Origin of the sequence: Candidatus Williamhamiltonella defendens (genome assembly GCF_900699045.1) — a bacterium.
GTDB classification, from domain to species: domain Bacteria; phylum Pseudomonadota; class Gammaproteobacteria; order Enterobacterales; family Enterobacteriaceae; genus Hamiltonella; species Hamiltonella defensa_A.
This window is the reverse complement of sequence record NZ_CAADHL010000003.1, coordinates 37,858-59,649: the sequence shown is the minus strand read 5'-3', so window position 1 is coordinate 59,649 and position 21,792 is coordinate 37,858. Positions and strand designations below refer to the sequence as shown.

20 protein-coding genes and 2 pseudogenes are annotated in these 21,792 nt (G+C 33.8%); 12 read left to right on the top strand and 10 right to left on the bottom strand.

Translation table 11 applies throughout. The features are described from left to right. Positions 1–1,086: 1,086 nt before the first annotated feature. Both rlmN and ndk read right to left on the bottom strand, forming a co-directional pair. Positions 1,087–2,265: a dual-specificity RNA methyltransferase RlmN gene (gene rlmN / locus CICURV3402_RS04725; RefSeq protein WP_158380055.1), complete on the bottom strand. Its 1,179-nt coding sequence runs from the start codon at positions 2,263–2,265 to the stop codon at positions 1,087–1,089. Between the two features lie 59 nt (positions 2,266–2,324). Beyond that, a complete protein-coding gene (gene ndk / locus CICURV3402_RS04720) occupies positions 2,325–2,750 on the bottom strand; it encodes a nucleoside-diphosphate kinase (RefSeq protein WP_158380054.1) in 426 nt (141 codons plus the stop codon). A 926-nt stretch (positions 2,751–3,676) separates the two neighbouring features. On the opposite strand from ndk, the gene CICURV3402_RS04715 reads away from it, so the two are divergent. Next, complete coding sequence (locus CICURV3402_RS04715) at positions 3,677–3,778, top strand: M15 family metallopeptidase (RefSeq protein ID WP_158380053.1); 102 nt, start codon at positions 3,677–3,679, stop codon at positions 3,776–3,778. A gap of 709 nt (positions 3,779–4,487) precedes the next feature. Then, a complete protein-coding gene (locus CICURV3402_RS06785; protein ID WP_235667676.1) occupies positions 4,488–4,553 on the top strand; it encodes a DUF4354 family protein in 66 nt (21 codons plus the stop codon). Positions 4,554–5,039: 486 nt separating this feature from the next. Here CICURV3402_RS06785 and CICURV3402_RS06780 read toward each other — a convergent pair whose 3' ends face one another. From CICURV3402_RS06780 to CICURV3402_RS04690, 5 genes and pseudogenes are all read right to left on the bottom strand, one after another. Beyond that, on the bottom strand, positions 5,040–5,216 hold the full coding sequence (locus CICURV3402_RS06780; RefSeq protein ID WP_235667668.1) for a hypothetical protein: 177 nt from the start codon (positions 5,214–5,216) through the stop codon (positions 5,040–5,042). 111 nt (positions 5,217–5,327) lie between these two features. Then, positions 5,328–5,396: pseudogene (locus tag CICURV3402_RS06775) on the bottom strand (hypothetical protein); the annotation flags it as partial. 158 nt (positions 5,397–5,554) lie between these two features. Beyond that, positions 5,555–6,277, bottom strand: coding sequence for a 16S rRNA pseudouridine(516) synthase RsuA (rsuA, locus tag CICURV3402_RS04700; RefSeq protein ID WP_158380117.1), 723 nt, complete (start codon positions 6,275–6,277; stop codon positions 5,555–5,557). A 28-nt stretch (positions 6,278–6,305) separates the two neighbouring features. Further along, entirely contained in the window at positions 6,306–7,310 is a 1,005-nt protein-coding gene (gene pgl, locus CICURV3402_RS04695; RefSeq protein WP_158380052.1) for a 6-phosphogluconolactonase, read from the bottom strand. A gap of 16 nt (positions 7,311–7,326) precedes the next feature. Beyond that, positions 7,327–7,467: an AcrZ family multidrug efflux pump-associated protein gene (locus CICURV3402_RS04690; protein WP_158380051.1), complete on the bottom strand. Its 141-nt coding sequence runs from the start codon at positions 7,465–7,467 to the stop codon at positions 7,327–7,329. Between the two features lie 231 nt (positions 7,468–7,698). On the opposite strand from CICURV3402_RS04690, the pseudogene CICURV3402_RS04685 reads away from it, so the two are divergent. The 5 genes and pseudogenes from CICURV3402_RS04685 (at position 7,699) to CICURV3402_RS04665 (ending at position 11,256) form a co-directional block, all read left to right on the top strand. Then, a pseudogene (locus tag CICURV3402_RS04685) lies at positions 7,699–8,587 on the top strand (coproporphyrinogen III oxidase). A gap of 323 nt (positions 8,588–8,910) precedes the next feature. Further along, entirely contained in the window at positions 8,911–9,339 is a 429-nt protein-coding gene (rplM, locus tag CICURV3402_RS04680) for a 50S ribosomal protein L13 (protein ID WP_158380050.1), read from the top strand. A 14-nt stretch (positions 9,340–9,353) separates the two neighbouring features. Further along, positions 9,354–9,746 (top strand): 30S ribosomal protein S9, encoded by a 393-nt coding sequence (gene rpsI / locus CICURV3402_RS04675; RefSeq protein ID WP_158380049.1) that lies wholly within the window; start codon positions 9,354–9,356, stop codon positions 9,744–9,746. Between the two features lie 201 nt (positions 9,747–9,947). Continuing rightward, positions 9,948–10,688, top strand: a complete 741-nt coding sequence (sspA, locus tag CICURV3402_RS04670) for a stringent starvation protein SspA (protein ID WP_158380048.1) — start codon at positions 9,948–9,950, stop codon at positions 10,686–10,688. 94 nt (positions 10,689–10,782) lie between these two features. After that, positions 10,783–11,256: a ClpXP protease specificity-enhancing factor gene (locus CICURV3402_RS04665; protein WP_235667667.1), complete on the top strand. Its 474-nt coding sequence runs from the start codon at positions 10,783–10,785 to the stop codon at positions 11,254–11,256. A 600-nt stretch (positions 11,257–11,856) separates the two neighbouring features. On the opposite strand, the gene CICURV3402_RS04660 is transcribed toward CICURV3402_RS04665, so the two are convergent. Next, the gene (locus CICURV3402_RS04660; RefSeq protein WP_187306958.1) at positions 11,857–12,027 is read right to left on the bottom strand and encodes a hypothetical protein; all 171 of its coding nucleotides are present in this window, start codon (positions 12,025–12,027) and stop codon (positions 11,857–11,859) included. Between the two features lie 60 nt (positions 12,028–12,087). On the opposite strand from CICURV3402_RS04660, the gene yaaA reads away from it, so the two are divergent. Next, a complete protein-coding gene (yaaA, locus tag CICURV3402_RS06770) occupies positions 12,088–12,264 on the top strand; it encodes a peroxide stress protein YaaA (protein ID WP_235667666.1) in 177 nt (58 codons plus the stop codon). A gap of 346 nt (positions 12,265–12,610) precedes the next feature. Here yaaA and nadC read toward each other — a convergent pair whose 3' ends face one another. Both nadC and CICURV3402_RS04645 read right to left on the bottom strand, forming a co-directional pair. After that, on the bottom strand, positions 12,611–13,594 hold the full coding sequence (gene nadC / locus CICURV3402_RS04650) for a carboxylating nicotinate-nucleotide diphosphorylase (protein WP_158380046.1): 984 nt from the start codon (positions 13,592–13,594) through the stop codon (positions 12,611–12,613). A gap of 84 nt (positions 13,595–13,678) precedes the next feature. After that, positions 13,679–15,043, bottom strand: coding sequence for an amino acid permease (locus CICURV3402_RS04645; protein ID WP_158380045.1), 1,365 nt, complete (start codon positions 15,041–15,043; stop codon positions 13,679–13,681). A gap of 335 nt (positions 15,044–15,378) precedes the next feature. On the opposite strand from CICURV3402_RS04645, the gene CICURV3402_RS04640 reads away from it, so the two are divergent. From CICURV3402_RS04640 to CICURV3402_RS04625, 4 genes are all read left to right on the top strand, one after another. Beyond that, positions 15,379–16,071 carry an SPOR domain-containing protein gene (locus tag CICURV3402_RS04640; protein ID WP_158380044.1) on the top strand — a complete coding sequence of 231 codons (693 nt, stop codon included), beginning with the start codon at positions 15,379–15,381 and terminating at the stop codon, positions 16,069–16,071. 87 nt (positions 16,072–16,158) lie between these two features. Further along, on the top strand, positions 16,159–16,695 hold the full coding sequence (hslV, locus tag CICURV3402_RS04635) for an ATP-dependent protease subunit HslV (protein ID WP_158380043.1): 537 nt from the start codon (positions 16,159–16,161) through the stop codon (positions 16,693–16,695). Between the two features lie 6 nt (positions 16,696–16,701). Beyond that, entirely contained in the window at positions 16,702–18,036 is a 1,335-nt protein-coding gene (gene hslU, locus CICURV3402_RS04630) for an ATP-dependent protease ATPase subunit HslU (RefSeq protein ID WP_158380042.1), read from the top strand. Between the two features lie 847 nt (positions 18,037–18,883). Beyond that, complete coding sequence (locus CICURV3402_RS04625; RefSeq protein WP_158380041.1) at positions 18,884–19,177, top strand: hypothetical protein; 294 nt, start codon at positions 18,884–18,886, stop codon at positions 19,175–19,177. Positions 19,178–21,792: the final 2,615 nt, after the last annotated feature.

Genomic DNA, 21,792 nt, shown 5'->3' with positions numbered 1-21,792 from the left:
TTTATTACCTAAATTTCTTCATTAAGTTTTGATAATACTGATTCTCTTAGTAGATTGAATAATATTGCATAAGAACGAATACAATTAATCTCAAAAGCAGAAAAAATTGGGCGTAAGATTATTTTTTCGATTTTTTGAATTGTAGACAATCTTCAGCATAAACGATCCGCTCCCGTTTGTTGTGTTAATTTTGATGCTTCGCGAGACTTTTTTAGGCGAGCTCCAATTGTTTCTATTGGATTTTATGTTCAATACATCTAGCCCTGCATGGGCTAAATAATCTTTACACTCTTTTGAGTGCGAGGAATCTTTTGTTAATTGTTTGACGAGATTTTGTACGTCTCCTCATCTCCAAATTTATCGGATAAATAAATTTGTAACAATAAAACTTCAACACAAACAGGTAAAATACTTTAATGCACATTTAACAAAAATTGAGCGTGGTCATGTTTTTTAAATTCAATTTTTTGATTTTTCTATGAGAAATCTGCCTTTTTGTGCCTCATATTTTAAGGCTCTGCTTATCAGCATTTAACCAAATTTATATTGCTTAGCTTCAAAAACAGTACCCTGTATTTTCCAAGTTTTCTGTAATTTCAATATAATCTGTTAAAAGTACTGCGGCAGTAAATTGTTCCTGTGCAAAAGCATAATTTCCTTGTTTACATAAAAAGTACCGTAATGATTCGTCATCGTAACATTTAACGGTGCTAATTGCAGAATTTTTTGATAACGTTGATGGGCGGCTTTATTTTCTTCCACGTTTTGTTCTTAGAGAGCCATACCTAACTGAGCTCGATAATCCTCTTTATTCTCAAGCAGTGCTTTTGTAAAAATTTGACGCACCAATTTTTAATCACCTTGTTTAAATATTCTAAGCCCAACTGTAAACGTGGTTGCCGTGCTGCTTGTTCGCGTGATTTATTGGATATGTGTGTATCACCCAATAAAAAGATCAGATCAAAAAAATTTTCCAAAACATATGAAAGGTTATATTTTAGTCTTAACTTTTTCGTATTGATTTTTAAAAAAATTTACGGTGTAAGGGAATACTTTAAACATTTTAATACCTAATAATATATGGGTTCACCATCTATTCTTGTTTAATGTACGTTTGGTGCGATCAATGACATCTCCTGCTAATTGACCACAAGCAGCATCAATATCATTCCCTCTGGTTTTACGTATAATCGTCGTGAAATCATATTGCATTAATACCTTTGCAAAACGATCTATCCGACTATTGGAGCTACGTCCATAGTCAGCACCAGGAAAAGGATTCCATGGAATTAAATTAATTTTGCAGGGGGTATTTTTTAAACAATTAGCTAACTGATGAGCTTGTTCTAAACTGTCATTCACATGATTCAGCATGACGTATTCAATCGTCACTCTGCCTTGATTGGCATTAGATTTTGTCAAGTAACGGCGAACCGCTGCTAACAAGGTTTCAATATTATATTTACGATTAATGGGAACCAATTCGTTGCGGATATCATCCGTCGGCGCATGAAGAGAAATCGCTAATGCAACGTCTATCATATCACCTAATTTATCTAAAGCAGGCACAACACCAGAGGTGGATAATGTAACTCGCCGTTTAGATAAGCCGAAACCAAAGTCGTCCATCATAATAGCCATGGCTGGCACAACATTATTGATGTTCAGTAAGGGCTCTCCCATACCCATCATCACAACATTAGTGATGGGGCGTTGACCTTTTGATTTTAAAGATCTGATACTTTTAGAAGCACGCCAAACCTGGCCAATAATTTCGGAGACGCTCAGGTTTCGGTTAAAGCCTTGTTGAGCGGTAGAACAAAATCGACATTCAAGTGCACAGCCGACCTGTGAAGAAACACAGAGGGTTGCACGCTCTGATTCTGGTATGTAAACGGTTTCGACCTGTTGATCTCCCACTTTTATTGCCCATTTAATGGTGCCATCAGAAGAACTTTGTTCTTTTGCAACCTCTGGCGCACGAATTTCTGCGATTTTTTGTAATTTATCACGTAAATGTTTGTTGATATCTGTCATTAAAGAAAAATCATCATAACAATAATGATAGATCCACTTCATGATTTGATCAGCTCGAAAAGGTTTTTCACCTATTTTGATAAAAAAATCTCGTAATTTTTGTCGATTAAAATTCAGCAAATTGATTTTTTTGTTAGTGGGTTTGATAGTCTGCAGTGTGTTTTCAGATGGGATTATGCTTATAGGAATATCTGATAACGAAACAGAATACGGTTTTAATTGAGACATAAAAATGATCGCCTTTTTTAAAAATAGATCACAGATATTTATCTTTTAAATAAATGATTTTATCTAGAAAAAATTTCGTCAAATTTAAAAAAATAAGCAATCTCACGTTCAGCAGATGCAAGGGAATCTGATCCATGAAGTGCATTGTCTGTCAGGCTGTCTCCAAAATCTGCACGAAGGGTTCCTGCTAAGGTTTTTTTAGGATCGGTTTCACCCATGATTTCACGATTTCGTTTGACTGCATTTTCGCCTTCAAGGACTTGGATCATAACTGGGCCTGATGTTATTGATTGAATTAAATTCGTAAAAAAATCGCGGTTTTTGTGTTCTACGTAAAAACTTTCTGCTTGCTCTATCGTTAGAAGTAGCATTTTTGCTGAAATTATTTTCAATTTCGCCGTTTCAAAACGGGTGTAAATTGCGCCGATTACATTTTTAGTAACCGCTTTCGGCTTGATGATAGAAAAAGTACGTTCTACTGCCATAGAAAATTCCTGATGATTGAGCTGGTTTTTATATCACATAAAGATAATTCAAAAAGCTTAACACAGGTTAAAATGAAAACCTTCTTTTATTAAAGTGAATCGAACTTAAGTTTTAACTTTGAGATCTAGATCTATTGTTTTTAATTTAAAGCCTCAATTTTAAATTAAAAAATACCGATTAAAGTCATCATAGGAGTTAAATCCCAGCATCGAAGTGTTCAGCATTTCATTATTGTGATTTTTAGTGGCATTAGATTAACTTCTTGTAGAGAAATATAATAGAATTAAATTATTTTTATCATGAATAAATATATAGAGTACATGATCGCGTATTTCATATTAATTTATAGAAAAATTGAAGTTTAAAAATGTACTTAGTACTGGCACACTGATGTTGACTGGAATGATTTTTGATCATGTACTAATGCGAATAGCAGTGTCAGTATGTGATCGGCTAAGGAATGTGCCAATATGTAAAGTAGGGATACAATTACGAGTTCTCATCCTATGAGCTATAATCTTCTACGTCGTGTCAATTTTAGATACGTCAACTGTAACGGGGTGATAAAAACTGGCAACATTGTTTTTCTTGATTCTATTGCAGAATAAGTCGAAGAAATTTTGCCTGAATTATTCAAACAACGGTTTTTCATTCATAAGACCGTGGTTAGAGAACATTATCAAGGTAATGACGAAGCATCTATGGTTGATAACAAGACATCCGATTTTAATGGGCGTTCAATGACAGGTGGAGCCTCGTAGTTGAAGCACGTCTATGACGTCTCCATTGATATCAACTTATTGTAAAATCCTTATATGTTATATCTCGAGCAGGGTAGTGTAGTGCTAATATACTTCTTTTCAGCAGTAGCAAATTTTTTGTAAACAGAAATAATAATCGTTACAATAAAAAGCAACGAGCAGGCATGGTAGAAAATGTGATCGATGTTTTTGCTGGCTACGGTTTCATCATATGGGGTGGCGATTGGGATACTCAACTCTTGTTGACCATCAACACTTTAAAGTAGGAAGTTACAATTTTATTCATAAAATCATCAATCAATCGCCTTACTCTGCTCTTCAAATGTTTAATCAGTATATTCATCATTATAATGATTAATATCAAAACATATTCAATAAAGACTATGTGTCAAAATGTACCATTTGTATAAACGCAGTTTATCGGTGAAAAATATTTTTCATATAGAAATAAAAATATATCTGAGAATAAGAAATATTAAATATTTTTAATAAAAATAAAATAACCTAGATTATTGTTTGCTCTCTGATGATACAAATGTATCAATATTTAAACAGACATATATCCTACCTTACTGCCTTTTTAAGTTTTACCCTTTTTTCTTATAACTGAAAAATTTCTTTTCAATCAATAGATTGAAGTTGAATAAAAAATCGCTCAGTTGTAAAACCGAAATTTTTCCATATAATCATTTAAAGTAATAAAATGTATTTTCATTAAAAATGATGATACAAAAAATTATTTTACCTCTCTATAAATGAGAGAGAAATTTTTATTATGTCAATTTTATTGCTGGATGCTGTTTGACAGCGGCGGCAAAAACTGTAAATAAAATCAACGTTTTTTCTACCGTAAAATCAAAATGAGCTCTTTCTATAGATAGACAACATACTTATACAAAAACATTTCATGTTGCTTTAAGCAATAATACTCAACAAGATATATAACGATCAACTTTATGCTTTAAAAGCCTCGATTTGCATGGAAAAGAATTTAAAATTGATACAGTAGATAAAAAATTAATTCCAAATAAGTTAAAATAGGAAAATTAGTGAAAGAAATCGCCATTTTTGCATCGGATGATGCTTCAGTTTGTGACGAAAATATAGTAAGGTTCGCAAACGAGCGTGATAAAAAAGTTTAATTTTACTGGTTTTGTCTTACTTCGAGTCAAAAGCAAGTGGAAATCATATACTAAATTGACCTTATTCAAATAATATATCAAACAGTGAAATAAGAAAACACTGGCTATACATGACAGAGATAAAAAGAACACGCCGGTTGAGCGGACATATGCCCAGCCCACTGGCATGTTTTATCAATCCTTTTTGTTTTGTTTAATCAATCAAAATAGTTTCAGATGCTTGAGCGGAATAAAACATATCTCAACAACGACTGTTGTTTAAAAAGAGATAGGCTGGTAAAGCAGGTACATCACCAAACAGACCAGATGTGGTGACATTGATGATCAACTAAAAAGAGTTGCCTTCGAGGGTGTTTATCTCCGATATTTTTATTTTATCAAGGCCCTAAAATAACTCTTCTAATTTTTGAGCGTGACTCAAAGTACGACGGTTAGTGATAACGAGCTCGCAAGCCTCTTTCAATAATGCATAGATGATGCCCTCTGACGCCACTCCAGCTCCAACTAATAAAATATGAGCCCAATGAATTAACAGATTTAATCTTTTTGAATCAGTTAACAAACGTACCCCATCTGTGTTATCACCAAATAATTGATTTTTATCTAAAAGCTTTAATGTATTGACAACTCCGGTGCATTTTGCATGTTCTCTGTGTTGATCAAAAAGCTGGTATGCTCGTTCTTTTAAAGACGTTGTAATATTCGCACCGACCCCACCTTGGGTGAAGAAATCACTGACGATGGATTCAAAGTTTTCGTAAGGAACTTTTCTTTTTCAGTAAACATGAGGAATGACGACCTGCTCTGCGAAGCTTTGATGAATTTTGGGAGATAGGTTGTGTTCAAGAGGGTGACTAAAAATCGCATAGCTTTTGACAATTAGCTCTTTAGCTAAAGGAATTATGATCTCTGATCTATATGTTCAAATGAAATTATGCTGTTTATTTCTTGTTTTGTTAGTAAACGATACTGACCCGGCATCAGTGCTTCATCCAATTTAATACTGCCAATCTGCATACGGTGTAATTCTGTGACATGATGACCTATCGCCGCAAACATGCGTTTAACTTGATGATAACGACCTTCAGTGATGGTCAATTCTATTGATTGAGGTGTTACAATTTTAAATTGTGCAGGACGCGTTAGAGTTTTTTCATTTTTAAGGCGCAAACCGTCCAAAAACTTCTGTGTTGGATCGTGAGAAATTGGAGAAGCCAGAGTTACACAATAGGTTTTTTTACAATGATATTTTGGTGAAGTCAGACGATGCGACCACTGACCATCATCCGTCATTAACACTAATCCTGTGGCATCTATATCTAGACGTCCTACGGCGTGCAGTTCACTAGACACTGTTTCATCAAAAAAATCATTCACGACAGGATGATGAGGATCTTTGGTAGCACAGAGATATCCCTCGGGCTTATTGAGCATAAAATAATGCCCCATTATAGGATATTTCAATAATTTCTGATCAAACAACACGTTTTGTTCAGGTAATAATTTGACTGCTCCGTTCGTTATTACTTTTGAATCTAGTATAACCCGTTTTGCTTTTAAGGCCCGTGTCACCTGTTTTCGACTTTTTCCCAATTGATGAGACAAAAAACGGTCTAATCGCATTGAATGAATTGCATTCATGATAACGTTTTTAGGATGTTTCTAAATTTAAAATACTGATCCACATAGGGCCTTTGCCGACAGGGTAACGAGACAGGAGTGACAATTTTCCTATTAATGAATGAATAAGATAAACAGCAATTGTATTTGAAATCTGTCCTGCAGAGATTAAAAACTGTCCACTGTGATCGATATTAAATCCTCTTGGCTGTGCCTCTGTTGCTTGATAGCCTACGAAGGAAAGTACAATCCCCTCTTCTGAGACTTTAAAAATACTCAGCATATGAGAAGTGCGATCAGTGGTATACAGGTAACGCCCATCAGGTGTCATATGAATATCAGCCGCCCAAGGTTGACCAACAAAGCCTTCAGGTAAAGCGTTCACTGTATTAATTAAGGTATAATTTTTGTCTTTATCCCTGATCAAATACAGATCAATCGAGTTTTTTAATTCATTGATACAGTAAGCGATCCTATTGCTAGGATGAAATGCCATATGTCGAGGTCCGGCACCTTTTGATGTGATGAGCTCAGTTTGATAATGGGGGCTCAATATCCCTTCTATACTCAATTCAAAAAGTTTTATCCGATCTTCTTTTAAACAGGGAATGAACAATACTTTACCTGTGAGATCAAAATTAACTGAATGAGGCGCGCCTAAATTAGTTAATTGTTCACTCCATTTTTGCACAATCCCTTGCTGATCAATCGGGCTGATACTGACAGAGTTTCCACTGTAAGAAGCGGACAATAAAAAACGTCCGTCTGGATCTGTTGTGATATATGTAGGTCCGGCCGGTAAAGCTGCAGTGCTAACTTCCTCTAATTGACCGTCATCAGCGATATGATAAGTGACGATAGAAAATTCAGGTCGCACTCCCGCGTATAAATGGCTTTTATTCGGGTTGATGGCCATAGGTTGTACTTGCCCTGGGACTTTTTTTGTTTGGATCAGGGTTAATTTGCCAGATAAATTTAATTGAAAAACATCAATTTGGTGGCTCTCAGAACTTGCTACATAAACGATTTGTCGCATCCTAACTCCTTGTTTTTTAAAGCGAAGATGAGTGGTCATTTTTGTATGATATTAAGTTAAAAAATTTGCCAAAACCATAAATCAGCGACAGAATGATAGTGATCATCACAGGCACTATGAGTAAGAAAAATAAGAAACTTATTAATAATTCAAACATGATTAACAAATCCCAAAACGTAATTTAATTGATATTGACAATTAAGATAGTCAATTAATTTATCGATCGTCGTTAATTGAATGGTCGTTAAATATATAATAGACTATTTACAAAACTTATTATGGTATTAAGTTTTATAAAACATACCTATATATGTATCACAACAACCAACTAAAAAACTGTTTATAAAACTCAGCTTATCAAATCCTTCTAAAGGCAATCATTTCAGTGATAAATTTCAAAGCAATAGATGAAATTAAAATTTTTTTGCTTTTTTTGCAGAAAAAATTTGTGAAGACATCAAAAAAGTCGAAAACGATGGGAGTGTAAAAGTAATAAAATGGGCAAAAACGCAGGAGGGGTGGCATTAGCTATATGCTTTCAGGCGGCTTGGTGTTGGAGCAGGCGGGCGTTAATTTTTCAGAAGTTTTGGCTCATCCCTTCCTGTCTCTGCAACCTTATCTCCCCCAGAATTAGCAGGATATGCTTATCGAGCATTCGGGTTTTTGATTATTATCCATCCTATCAATTCGTATATACTGATAAGTCATGAAAACATTCGATTTTTATGGCTAAAAAACCGGGAGTTCCTCCCGTTTGGTGATTTTATGTGAGTGTTGATCTTAACCAATTTTACGGTTTTGAAGAGGATGTTCGTTATTAGCATGAGAAAGCCTGCGATCTCTGCCAACCTTTTTGTGATAATCGGTATAAAGAATATAAAATGCTGTGATGATTATTTTTCTCAAATACCGTAACGAGGAAATAGGTATTGGTGGATTATTTTTTGATGATCTGAATAAGCCTTATTTTTTAAACTGCTTTGAGTGTATCCAAGCGGTAGGAAATGGCTCTTCAAAGGCTTATTTTCCTATTGTTGAACATCGTAAAATATCTTCTTTGGGAGAAAAAGAATGTCAACTGCAGCTTTATCGCAGAGGCCGTTATGTAGAATTTAATTTAGTTTGGGGCAGAGATACTCTTTTTGGTTTACAAAGTGGTGGCGTACTGAATCTATTTTGATGTTATTGCCCACGACACGATGGTTCGTTGGGAATCAAATTATCAACCTGAGCCGAATAGCCCTGCAGCTGCTTTATACCAAGATTTTTATCCGTAAAGGATTGGCTGGCTTTTCCTAGGAGCACCGTTCATGGAGGATTTTCACCCAGAAACACATGATTTTTAAATCATTAAGAATTGCTGATAATAATATTTTGTGTTTAAAACTGAACTTAAGTTAAAAACCATTCGATTTTTAGCATTAAATTATCTATAATCTAAGGCTCCCGCCTTACAGTATCAATGGCTCCCAAAATTATATCCACCTACTATTCGAAGGGATAGATTAGTCGGAATTAATCTTGGTTTAAACGAAAAAACAGGTTTGAACGATTAAACCTTCACCAGTTTGTGACTTAATGATTAATTGAGTAAGTTTCAATGAAAACTTTTACAGCTAAAAAAGAGACAGTAGAGCGAGAGTGGTATTTAGTTAACGCAGATGGAAAGACATTAGGTCGTTTTGCAACTGAGTTAGCTCGGCGTCTCAGAGGAAAACATAAGCCAGAATATACCCCTCATGTTGATACTGGAGATTATCTTGTTGTGATTAATGCAGAAAAAATTTCTGTAACAGGCAAGAAGTGTAAAGATAAAATTTATTATCGCCATACAGGATACGTGGGTGGTATCAAACAAACCACATTTGAAGAGATGATTGCCCGTCATCCCGAACGGATCATTGAAATTGCCGTTAAAGGGATGCTTCCCAAAGGCCCTCTCGGGCGTGCCATGTACCGTAAACTAAAAGTTTACAAAGGGGCTACGCATGATCATATTGCGCAGCAGCCAAAAGTTCTAAACATTTAATCGAGATAATAGCAATGCCTAAGAATCAATATTATGGCACTGGTCGCCGAAAGAGTTCTGCAGCTCGAGTTTTTATAAAACCTGGCAGCGGTAATATCGTCGTAAACCAACGCAGTCTAGAAGTATATTTCGGGAGAGAAACTGCTCGCATGGTCGTTTATCAACCATTAGGGCTATTGAATATGATGAATAAATTTGATCTATATATCACGGTAAAAGGAGGCGGAATCTCAGGTCAAGCTGGGGCTATTCGCCACGGTATTACGCGTGCACTTATGGCTTACGATGAGTCTTTAAGACCAGAACTGCGTAAAGCAGGTTTTGTGACGCGCGATGCCCGTGAAGTTGAGCGTAAAAAAGTAGGATTCCGTAAAGCAAGACGGCGTCCACAATTCTCGAAGCGTTAGTACTTACTTTTTAAGTATCATTTTAATGATTTAAATAAACCTTATCAGGTTCCCTGTTAGGGATTATTTATCTTTTTTGTTTACATGTATTTATTACTAAGCCTATCTCGATCTGATCTGTAAAACATCCCTACAAAATGACCAAAGTCTGGTAGACTCTATTGTCTTTGGAATAACTATTTTAAAAGTTTGGAGATTTTTATGTCTGTTGCCGCTAATAAATGTTCGGTAATAACGCTTTTTTCAGGGTCCACAGACATCTTTAGCCATCAAGTTCGTATTGTACTGGCAGAAAAAGGAGTCAAAGTTGTCATTAAATATGTTCAAGAAAATGAACCTCTTCCTAAAGATTTTATCGCACTTAATCCTTGTGCTAGCCTGCCAACTTTAGTAGATCGTGATCTCATCTTGTATCGATCAAGCATTATAATGGAATATTTAGATGAACGATTCCCCCATCCCCCTCTGATGCCCGTTTATCCAATGATTCGTGGACATGCTCGCTTGATGATGCACCGTATTGAAAATGATTGGTACAGTCTATTTGATAAAATCCAAAAAGGGCCAGCTTCTGAAGTAGCATCGGTTCGCCAACAATTAAAAGAAGAATTATTAGCATTAGCTCCGATGTTTCAGCAAAAACCTTATTTTATGAGTGATACATTTAGCTTAATAGATTGCTATTTAGCGCCTCTATTATGGCGTTTGCCTGAATTAAATATCAAGTCAGAGGAACTTGTAACTGGCGTAAAAGAATTAAAAAATTATATGACTCGTATTTTTGATCGTGATCCGTTTCTTACAGCTTTGACCGAAGCTGAATCTCAAATGAATCTTTTTCATCAAGAGACTGATTTCAACACGCTCACCAAAGCGGTGAATTCAAGGCGATCTGAGTACTGTCATCAGAATCTATATAGAAGTCATAAGGATAAAGAGTGACTTGTTTATTAAAGAAAAGACAACCACAGAAGTCGCCGCCTGAAGTCAATTTCACAACAGATATAATGATAAAGTAATGACGGGAATTTTCACTATGATCCCACGACGTCCCTATTTATTACGTGCATTTTATGATTGGTTAATCGATAATCACTTGACTCCTTATCTGATGGTAGATGCCACTTCTGAAGATGTCATAGTACCTAGAGAGAGCGTTCAAGATGGTCAAATTATTTTGAATATTGCACCCTCTGTTGTTTTCGATTTGTCATTAACTAACAAAGAAGTTTGTTTTGATGCTTATTTTAGTAGTGTGCCTTTTTCTATAGTAATCCCTATCAGCTCAGTATTAGCCATCTATGCCCAAGAAAATGGATTGGGCACTTTATTTGAAGTAGAAATATTTGAATCAGCAGAAGTGCAGATATCGCATCATTTCTTAAATCTGGTCGACACTTCTATAAATACAGAAAAAAATACAGAAGAGGCATTAGGAGTTAAGAGGAAAATACATTCCCATAGAAAAAAATCAAAAAGTCAGCCTCCTACTTTGAGAATTATTAAATAGAGACTAACAATTTCAATTCAAAAAACAGATTTCCTTATTAAGTATTTTTGAGTGAATGCCAACTGAGTAACGATTTGGGCGATCAGTTTATAAAAAGTAGAAGCGATATCCTGTATGAAAAGGGTTTTGTCTTTTGAATTAAAAGCAGACAGAAGTGTTGTAATCACATCAGGGGGTGATATCGCCATCATTGCTCATTTGAATATTTTTTAATTTTTCTCTTTCTGCCGCCTGAAATGCTCGTTATGTATTAAATGAGAGAGTTTTTTAATGCAAGATCTGAAATAGTTAATTGTATCCCGTTTTTTCTTGAATTAGTATTTGTATTTTTTCTATTTTTGAGCCGTATTGAGCTTTGCAGCTTTTTTGATGGTAACTGAAAATTAATTTTCAAATCCATTCTTTGACGTTTTAAGATAGTATATCTTCGCCTTCTGTTATTGCCTTGAATTCATCATGACAAATATGACATATAGCCAAAGTATCATTAGATACGGTGATCTTCGATCATGGTATGACCATCGTTATAGCTAATTAATAAATATTATCACCCACACCCCCTGAAAGGAAATCATCTCCTATGCCATCACAAATAAAGTTTTATCCATGATAAATAAATATTTTATCGCCTTCTGCATTTTCATAGAGTACTTTATTGCCTGTGCCCGTTGCAATAATACGGGTATGCCTCTCACCGCTATGCAAAATATTTTGATTATGTCTAGCATCACCTGCACAAGAATCAAATTTTTTCAGTAAAAAGAGCTGCACCTGTTAAAAAAGCATATCCTCCTTTAAATGATGCAAAGCATTTTAAGAAATGGACACCTGATGTCAATTTGTAAAAATACACGCCACGCGATTTTAGATTTTAAAGGTGATGTTTATGCGGGTTTACAAGAGAAACATTTCACTCCGTTAGAATTTGATTTTGCTCAGCGAAATTTACGGATTTTATCTGGGCTTTATGATGTGCTTTGCCATCTGGATTTGATACAAGCCTATTGATTAGAGACAAGAACGAAGCGCATCAATGCTAAAGGTAAAGAGCTATATACTTTTTGGTAAAATAATTTAACTAAGACACTCCATCAGGCGATCAAATACAAAGATCAAGGCGACAATATTATCATCAATTTAGCCTCAAAAGAGTATTTTTAAATCTTAAAACCACAAAACTGGCCGGCGCATATCATAGAACCAATTTTTCTCGATGAAAAAATGGAAAATATAAAATAATCAGTTTTTACATATAAAAAGCCATAGGAATAATGAGCCGTTTGATGATTGAAAATCAGCTGACTGATAAAGAAAAAACGCATGATATTGATTCGGATGGTTATCAGTTTGATCCTCATTTATCTTCTAAAACGGACTGTATCTTTAAGCGTTTAGAAGCGTCGATATTCTCGTTTCTGGAATCACAAAAACGCATGGACATATCCAATGCTTGAATATTTTTTGTTAAATCGCCTACAGAAATGTAATCAATCCCTGTTTTGGCATAGCTCCGTAAGGTTTTTTGAGTGACATTACCAGAAACCTCTAACAAAGGACGATATTGAATAGCGTTTTTCATCACCGCTTTATCACGGATTTCAACGGCTTGTTGCATCATTAAAATGGTAAAATTATCTAGCATAATAATATCGCTCTGAGTTGATAAAGCCTTTTTGAATTCATTTAAAGATTCGACTTCAATCTCAATGGGTAATTTAGAATTTAAGGTTTTTGCCTGTTTCACCGCATTTTTGATACCACCTAAGGCAATGATATGATTTTCTTTGATCAAAAAAGCATCATTAAGATCGAGCCTATGATTGTCGCCACCTCCACAAAGCACCGCATATTTTAAAGCAGTACGTAAACCCGGTAATGTCTTGCGCGTGTCTAAGATTTTAGTGTCCAGCCCTGATAACAACTTGACGTAATTATTGACTTTGGTAGCAACACCAGAAAGTGTTTGTATAAAATTTAAGGCTGTCCGTTCCCCAGAAAGCAAGGTAGACACAGGCCCGAAGAGTTGACATAAAATTTGATTGGTTTTTAAAAGATCGCCGTCTTTGACCAGCCAAGTGATGGTGATCTTGGAATCTAATTGAATAAAAACTTCTTCTAGCCAAGCTTTCCCACAAAATATTCCGTTTTCACGAGTGATAATTTCAGCGGATACATGTTGATTTTGTGAAAAAAGTTGTGATGTGAGATCCAGTTGAGGATTCACTTGCCCAGCGAGATCTTCTTTTAAAGCGTCCGTCACCCTGCTAGGGATGTCATATTTCAATCTCTCTAGCAATAATTTACGCCTGATGTTTGTATTTTTAAGTCTATTTGGCATCAAAACTCCAAATTCTAAATAATAAAAAATTGATTGGTAAAAATTTTTGTAGGTTTTGGGGTTGACTCAAAATAAAATAAAAATCTATGTTACAATTTTATGAAAATAATTTTTTATCCAATAACTGAAACATAAAAAAGCAATCCAGACTGGAATTAATATGACAGAAATTTGCATAACAGGTGTTAGATACATGATCACTAAAATACCGACCAAAAAGATCAAGCAAACATAATTACTCAATGGGAATAAAGGCGATTTAAATTTTGGGGTTAATCCTTCACTTTGTTTTTCTACCCGAAATTTTAAATGTGAAAAACTGATCATTGCCCAGTTAATAACTAGAGTAGAAACTACAAGCGACATCTGCAACTCGAATGCTTTTCCAGGAATTAGATAATTAATAATGACACATAAACCAGTGCTAAAAGCAGAGACGCCAATTGCGATGACGGGGGCTCCTTTTTTACTCACTTTCAGTAAAAAATGAGGCGCATTTTGTTGTTTTGCCAAACCAAACAACATTCTACTATTACAGTAAACACAGTTGTTATAAACGGATAAAGCAGCCGTTAAGACGATGAGATTTAATATACTTGCCACTAAATTGCTGTTTAATTCGTGAAATATTAACACGAACGGGCTACCGTCTTCGACTACCTTGCGCCAAGGATAAAGTGACAACAGAACAAAAAGCGATCCAATGTAAAATAATAAAATGCGATAAATTACTTGATTTGTTGCTTTTGGAATACTGTATGCAGGATTTTTTACCTCAGCGGCTGTCATGCCAACCAGCTCTAAGCCACCGAAAGAAAACATAATCACGGCCATCGCCATCACGAGACCCATCATTCCATTTGGGAAAAAACCGCCTTGTATCCATAAATTAGTGATACTGGCATGCTCTCCTCCATGACCGCTGACTAACAAATAGACTCCAAAAATAATCATAGCCAAAATAGCCACAATTTTAATCCCAGCAAACCAAAATTCCATTTCACCATAAATTTTAACGTTCGATAGATTAAGGATGTTAATGAGAACAAAAAAAACATCGGCTGATATCCATATTGGAATTTCAGGCCACCAGTACTGTATATAAATACCGACTGCAGTTAATTCAGACATACCTACTAAAATAAACATGACCCAATAATTCCATCCCGCTGAAAAACCTGCAAAACGGCTACAGTATTTATTCGCAAAGTGACTAAATGAAGCTGCAACGGGTTCTTCGACTATCATTTCACCTAACTGACGCATAATCAAAAAAGCCACAAAGCCAGCAATAGCATAGCCTAATAGTACAGAGGGTCCCGCCATTTTTATCGTGTGAGCTATTCCAAGAAATAATCCCGTGCCTATTGCTCCTCCGAGCGCAATAAGTTGAATATGCCGGTTTTTAAGTTCACGTTTGAGCTCTATGTTTTTTTTATTGACACTCATTATGACATCCTTCATTTTTTATTGTGATTAGTGATCATGAAAGTGTGCCACCCTCATGTAATTTAGTACAACGTTGGTGGAGGCTATTAAGACGATTTAAATAGACGCCCTTTATACGTTTTTAAAATCCTTTAATACTAATAGATCTTTTTTTGTAAAAAATAGGGATTTGTCATTTTAATCTAAGAAATGATATGAATAGTTTAGCAAAATGAGCCTATTTCAGTAAAATAACCAATAAAATTGATTATCTGGTTTGAACCCTTATTTATTCAAAACTCTCTGATCTACAAAAATGTCAAATAAATCTTGCAGCACAGCGCGGAATAATAACAGTGATACGAAAAGATTATGTCCGAAGAGATGATTCTCAAATAATCTATAAAAGACAAAAAAAGAAATTAAATCGCGTTGGGATATCAAAGGCTGTAGTTACATTAGGTATTGCATTAGTAGTGATATTAATTGGCTGCTTTTATTTTATTTCACGAGATAAACCCAAAAGCATAAAGCTGTTAATGACTCAAAATATTAATACTAATTCTTTACTCCCTTCTAAGCCGCAAGAGCGTTGGTACTATGTTAAAGAATTGAAAAATCGTCCAATAGATGTATTGACGTCCTCAGAATCTTTTTATGATAACAATCCAAAAGTGCAAATTCCTTTGACACATGAACAACATGAATTGTTAAAACAGATTCAGTTTGATATGCGTTATACAGGAACTCAATTGCCCATCGTTTTAGATACTACAACGCCAAACATTCAAGCAGCCAGAAAAGAGATGATGAAAAAATCTCCAAAAAGTCAATGGTTACAATGCGCTGCTTTTCGTGAAGTTTACCAGGCCAATCAGCTTCGAGTACAGCTTGCATTAGAAGGAATGGAAAGTAAAATTCATTCATTAGATGGTTGGAATCGCGTGTTATTGGGGCCTTATAAGAATGCATCAGACGCTAGACGCGCTTTTCAAAAATTAAAAAAAATAGGAATAAATACCTGTATTTCTATTAATGATAGGGGTTGAAAAACGTTACTCTTCACCCAATCTATACTTGCTGTATTTTTGATATTTTGTATATCATTTTATTCAACCGATAGTGGAGGCTTTCTGGTGACAACAATCGTAAGCGTGCGCCGTCATAATCATGTTGTCATCGGTGGTGACGGTCAAGTGACTTTGGGAAACACAGTCATGAAAGGCAATGCAAAGAAAGTACGTCGTTTGCATCATGATAAAGTCATTGCTGGTTTTGCAGGGGGAACTGCCGATGCGTTTACTTTATTCGAATTATTTGAAGCAAAATTAAAATTTTGTGGTGGCCAGCTAACTAAAGCGGCTGTTCAAATGGCAAAAGATTGGCGTACAGATCGTATGCTCAGACGTCTAGAAGCATTGTTAGCTGTAGCAGATGAAACAGCCTCTTTGATCATTACTGGTAATGGCGATGTGATTCAATCTGAAGATGATTTAATTGCGATTGGTTCTGGCGGCCCTTATGCTCAAGCTTCAGCTCGAGCGCTACTAGAGAACACAAATTTGAGCGCGCGTGAAATCGTTAAAAAATCACTGACCATTGCAGGAAATATTTGTATTTATACAAACCAATATCCGACCATAGAAGAATTAACAATTAAAACTAAGGGATAGATAAGTATGTCTGACATGACTCCAAGCGAGATCGTAAAAAAGCTGGACGATTATATCATTGGCCAAGATGACGCAAAGCGTGCAGTTGCGATCGCTTTGCGTAACCGTTGGCGTCGTATGCAACTTGATACAGAATTACGTCAAGAAATCACGCCAAAAAATATTTTGATGATTGGTCCTACTGGTGTTGGTAAAACTGAAATTGCTCGTCGCTTGGCTAAATTAGCAGATGCTCCCTTTATTAAGGTTGAGGCAACAAAATTTACTGAGGTAGGCTATGTTGGAAAAGAAGTGGAGTCCATCATTCGTGATTTAACTGACACAGCAGTAAAAATGGTACGTCATCAGGCTATTGAGAAAATGCGAGATAGGGCAAAAGAACTTGCTCAAGAACGTATTTTAGATATTTTAGTATCTCCTGCGAGGAATTCTTTAGGTCAAGTCGAAGGATCACAAAATACCTCTACTGCTCGGCAATTTTTTCTTGAACCTTTAATAAAAGGTGAGCTGAATGAGCAAGAAATTGAAATTGATTTGGCAGTAACACCAGTGGATATAGAAATTATGTCTCCTCCTGGTATGGAAGAAATGACGAATCAATTACAATCTATGTTTCAAAATATGTCGAGTCAAAAACATAAGATACGGAAAATTAAAATCGGTGATGCATTAAAATTACTGATTGATGAAGAAGCCTCGAAATTAGTTAATCCTGAAGAGCTTAAACAGGTTGCTATTCACTCTGTGGAACAAAACGGAATTGTATTTATAGATGAAGTGGACAAAATTTGTAGACATGGTAGTAGTACATCAACCTCTGATGTATCTAGAGAAGGTGTTCAGCGTGATTTATTACCATTGGTAGAAGGTTGTACTGTTTCTACCAAACATGGCATGGTTAAAACAGATCATATCTTGTTTATTGCGTCTGGGGCTTTTCAAGTAGCTAAACCCTCTGATTTAATTCCTGAATTACAAGGGCGATTTCCGATTCGTGTTGAATTAAAATCGCTGACTCCAAAAGATTTTGAACGTATTTTGACTGAGCCTAGCGCATCTCTTACTTATCAATATAAATCTTTGATGAAAACAGAAGGGATCAAAATTGAATTTACCAAAGATGGAATTACTAGTATTGCTGATGCGGCAGGTCAGGTGAATGAAAATACAGAAAACATTGGAGCTCGTCGTTTACACACGATATTGGAACGCGTCATGGAAGATATTTCATATGACGCTGATAAAATTAAGAAAAAATCAATTACTATTGACTCAAAATATGTTGACACACATCTCAGTAAATTAATTAATAACGAAGATCTGAGCCGTTTTATTCTTTAATATTTTTTATTTGTTTGAAGGACTCGACCTTATATCACAACTATAAAGAGTTGAGATACAAGTCTTATTTGATAAAATACCTTATTCTCAAATTTAACGTTTGTCAGGAATAGAGCAACACGGCAAGAACATTTTACTCCTAAACGGCCTGCCATAGCACTGACGATTACTCATAATAGTAAAGTAAAGAATGACTACAATGCAGATTTAGTAATGGCCTTTGTGGATTCAAAGGCCCGTTGGAGGCTTTTTGTTGAAAAAGCTGATATCTCTATTGGGTTCAAACCATTTTCGCTTTTAATTTCTTAAAATTTTCGTTGATCATTACTGCATTTTTTCATTGGCTTAAATAATATTATCCGCAATTTGATTAACTTTCTCTTGTGTTAAATCGGTATTAATAAAAAGGGCTTAAATTAATTCATGGCGATCAATTTTTTTGTATTATTATTTGATTGCGTTTTTTTAGATGATCAAGTAATATTGAACGATCTGATCTGAATCGTTAGGATTCATCGCAATTTGTTTTAATGATTGAGCAAGTTCTTTCTTTGTTACCTGTAATTATTTTTTTAAAAATTCGGATTTTAAGATTAAAATATTACTTTTATATAAAAGTTGGATAACATTTTTTAATATTTTGAGGGCTCAGTTAAACATAAGTTTTAAAATTTTTAAAAAATCTGCTTCCCTGTTTCGATCATTTTTAAGAGACTATTACCGATAAAATCGCTTGTGACAGAGACGATATTACCTGTTATTTATGTGATAGAGCCTAAGAAGTTTCCTGTTTATTTAATAGCACTTTTAATTAAGATACTTCCTTAAAATAATAGCAAAAAGAAGTTTGGTTGCCCAGACGGGAAAATCATGCATAAAACCATTTATAGAAGCTAATTTTCTGGAAATAACAGTCCCAAAGAATACGCTAATCATGAGCGCAATAGCAGACTATATTGCTACGGTAGTTGCCACACCTTTAACAGGTTCACTAGATAGGGGATCTGTAATGGAAAGTCCGAAGCTAGTACTTAAAGTGAAAAATAAGAGCGAAGCCGATAAAACGGTAATAACATCAACTAAAATACTACAACAGGAAATTCCTTCCATCATTTTTAAATCTTTTTATTTCCATACCTAAAGCTCCTTTAATGTGCATATCTATTAAATAAATGTTAGCGAAAATAAGTATAGACAGCATTAAATAATCTGCATGAATTAAAAGTGTTTTTAGATAAAATAACTTATTATTCCAAAATTAAACTATGACTACTATGAAAAATTATTCCATACCGTACTGAATGTAATTTGACCACTAAAGTTTTAATATGATTACATCTTAAATATTGGGAAAAATTGCTAAACATTATGTAAAAATCCGTCTTTTTTTAGTTTGTGTATAAATCATTTTTTGTTTTATGAGCTAAAATATATTGACTCAATGACTTGGGATAATTTTTATTATCAGTTTGTAGAATTTAAATTGATATAAATAATTTCATAAAAATATATTAAAATGACTCTATATCTTCCGATACCGAACACTTCTTTATCTGATTTAAATTATGGTCTGCACTTTGTGATAAAAATTCATTTGGTTTTAGTCAATATAAGGATTTTTTTAGAAAAACAAAAGATAAAATCTACTATATTAATGTTGTATCAAAAGATTATAATAAAAAGGAATTATGTGTTGCTTTGTCTATTTAATATATAATTGAATAACATAAGTTTAGTTTAAGGAGCTGTGGCGGTAAAGGCTATATTTTATGATTAAAAAGTTTGGCAGACAGTGATAATGAAAATAATTTAAAAACAAAAGGAAATGAAGATATCTATAAAATTGAAAAATATTAAAAATCAACTTCGTCATCAACATCTTTCAAGTGAACTTGAAAAAATCATCAGGTTATATAGCAGCCAAAATATTGAAATTACAGGCAGGCAACTTTTATATCAAAAATCTAATTTTTACGATTGAAATCAATATATTAAATCAACTGCCTCTTCTTTAATTTCATTAGCCAATGAAGAGTATTCAGAAAGTATCAAAAGAAATGATTGATAAATCAATATGGCGTATTTTTTAAAAATGTCATGCCTTTAAAATCACGTTTAAAAACATATTTTTCTACTTTTTAAAATCATTTTTTGATCCTAATCTTGGTGCTTATTTTAAATACGACTTGATCAAACGGGAAGAAATTATATAAATTTGAAGATACAGAAGCAGGAGAGAAGACTAAAATAGAATATACGTGTTTAGTATAAAAGATAATTCAGCTTATAATGGTATTTAGAAAGAAGGACAATCACAGAAAAAAAGACATTTGATCAAATCTTTAGTGAAAAAAAATTCAAGTAAATTTTTATCCTAACGTGACAGGTTAATTCGTGTCTTATACTTTGAATGATGAGAATAAAATCCATGAAATTACTTTTAAAAGAATGAATCATAAACACTAGGAATGCACAACAGTCTCTCCTATCATAATTTTCATCAAATACGTGAAGCGGTTCTACGTAGAATTAATAAAAATGACATTTATTATAAATGAATATTTCAAAAACTATTTAGAGCATTTATAATCTTTCACAGATTGCATCGGGCGTGTTAAATAAGTCATGAAAATCATCAATGATATTGCCAATCAAAAATTAGATTTTTAATCTATTAAAAAGATAAAGAAATATTAAATTTATTAAAAAGTTTTTTCAAATATACAGATCGACTTTTTAATTATAAAGAGTTTATCAAAATTTGTTTTGATCCATTAAAAATGTTGGATATTAAAAGCCAAAAAATTATTAATAATTAACAGTGTTGAAAAGGAATTTAATATACTGAGTGATCAAGAAGCCTTAGTAAATTCCTGTTATTTAAGTGTAATTCAAAAAATTAAAATATTTAATTTTTATGGCCTCTAAAAAGGATATCCCATTCTGGGATTCAAGTGAATATTAGTGAGTATTATTGCACATAAATCTGTTTATATTACAAATAATATTTATATTGGTTTTTAATTTGGTATGATTGAGTTACTTAAAAAAATAAAAAACAAATTCCAAAAAAATTTTTCGTTAAAAATGACAGTTTTGATGTAATGAGTGATGATGATAAAAAATTAAAAGAATTTGAGGATTTATGCAAATCTTTTTAAAAATATAAAAGAAAAACCAATAATATTTTTTAAAAATCCCCGAAATTCATTTTTACCTATGAATCCTGCAAGTTATTTTTTGAGTTTTACTCAATTGAATTATGGACATATCCTGGTTTTAGATATCACCCGAAACAATCAAGATAATACGATGACATTATATGATCCGATGATTGACGATATAACAATAAAGATGTTTATTAACATAATACTGCATTGCATCAATTTCTTAATGATTATCTGGATTCTAAAGTCATGATTAATCGAACCCGAGGTCAATTAGATGGGTTTAAAAAATTTCGAGGCAATTATTATTTTAATAATAATGACATTAACTGAAAATACGTTAACTAATTTACATCAATATGAATCATATGGAGCAATTTATCTCTAATTTATCGCCTTGATAAACAACGTATTTTTGAATTACACAATGACTTTAAATGAAGTGACTGTGTCTCCTTCTTTAATTTATAAAATGAAGGAAAATAACGCGCTCCCTATTTAAAAAATATTTTTTAACAGTTAATGATATAAAAAGTGAACAGAATCGATACTTTTATACAAATCTCTAATTACTTTCATGGCATGTATA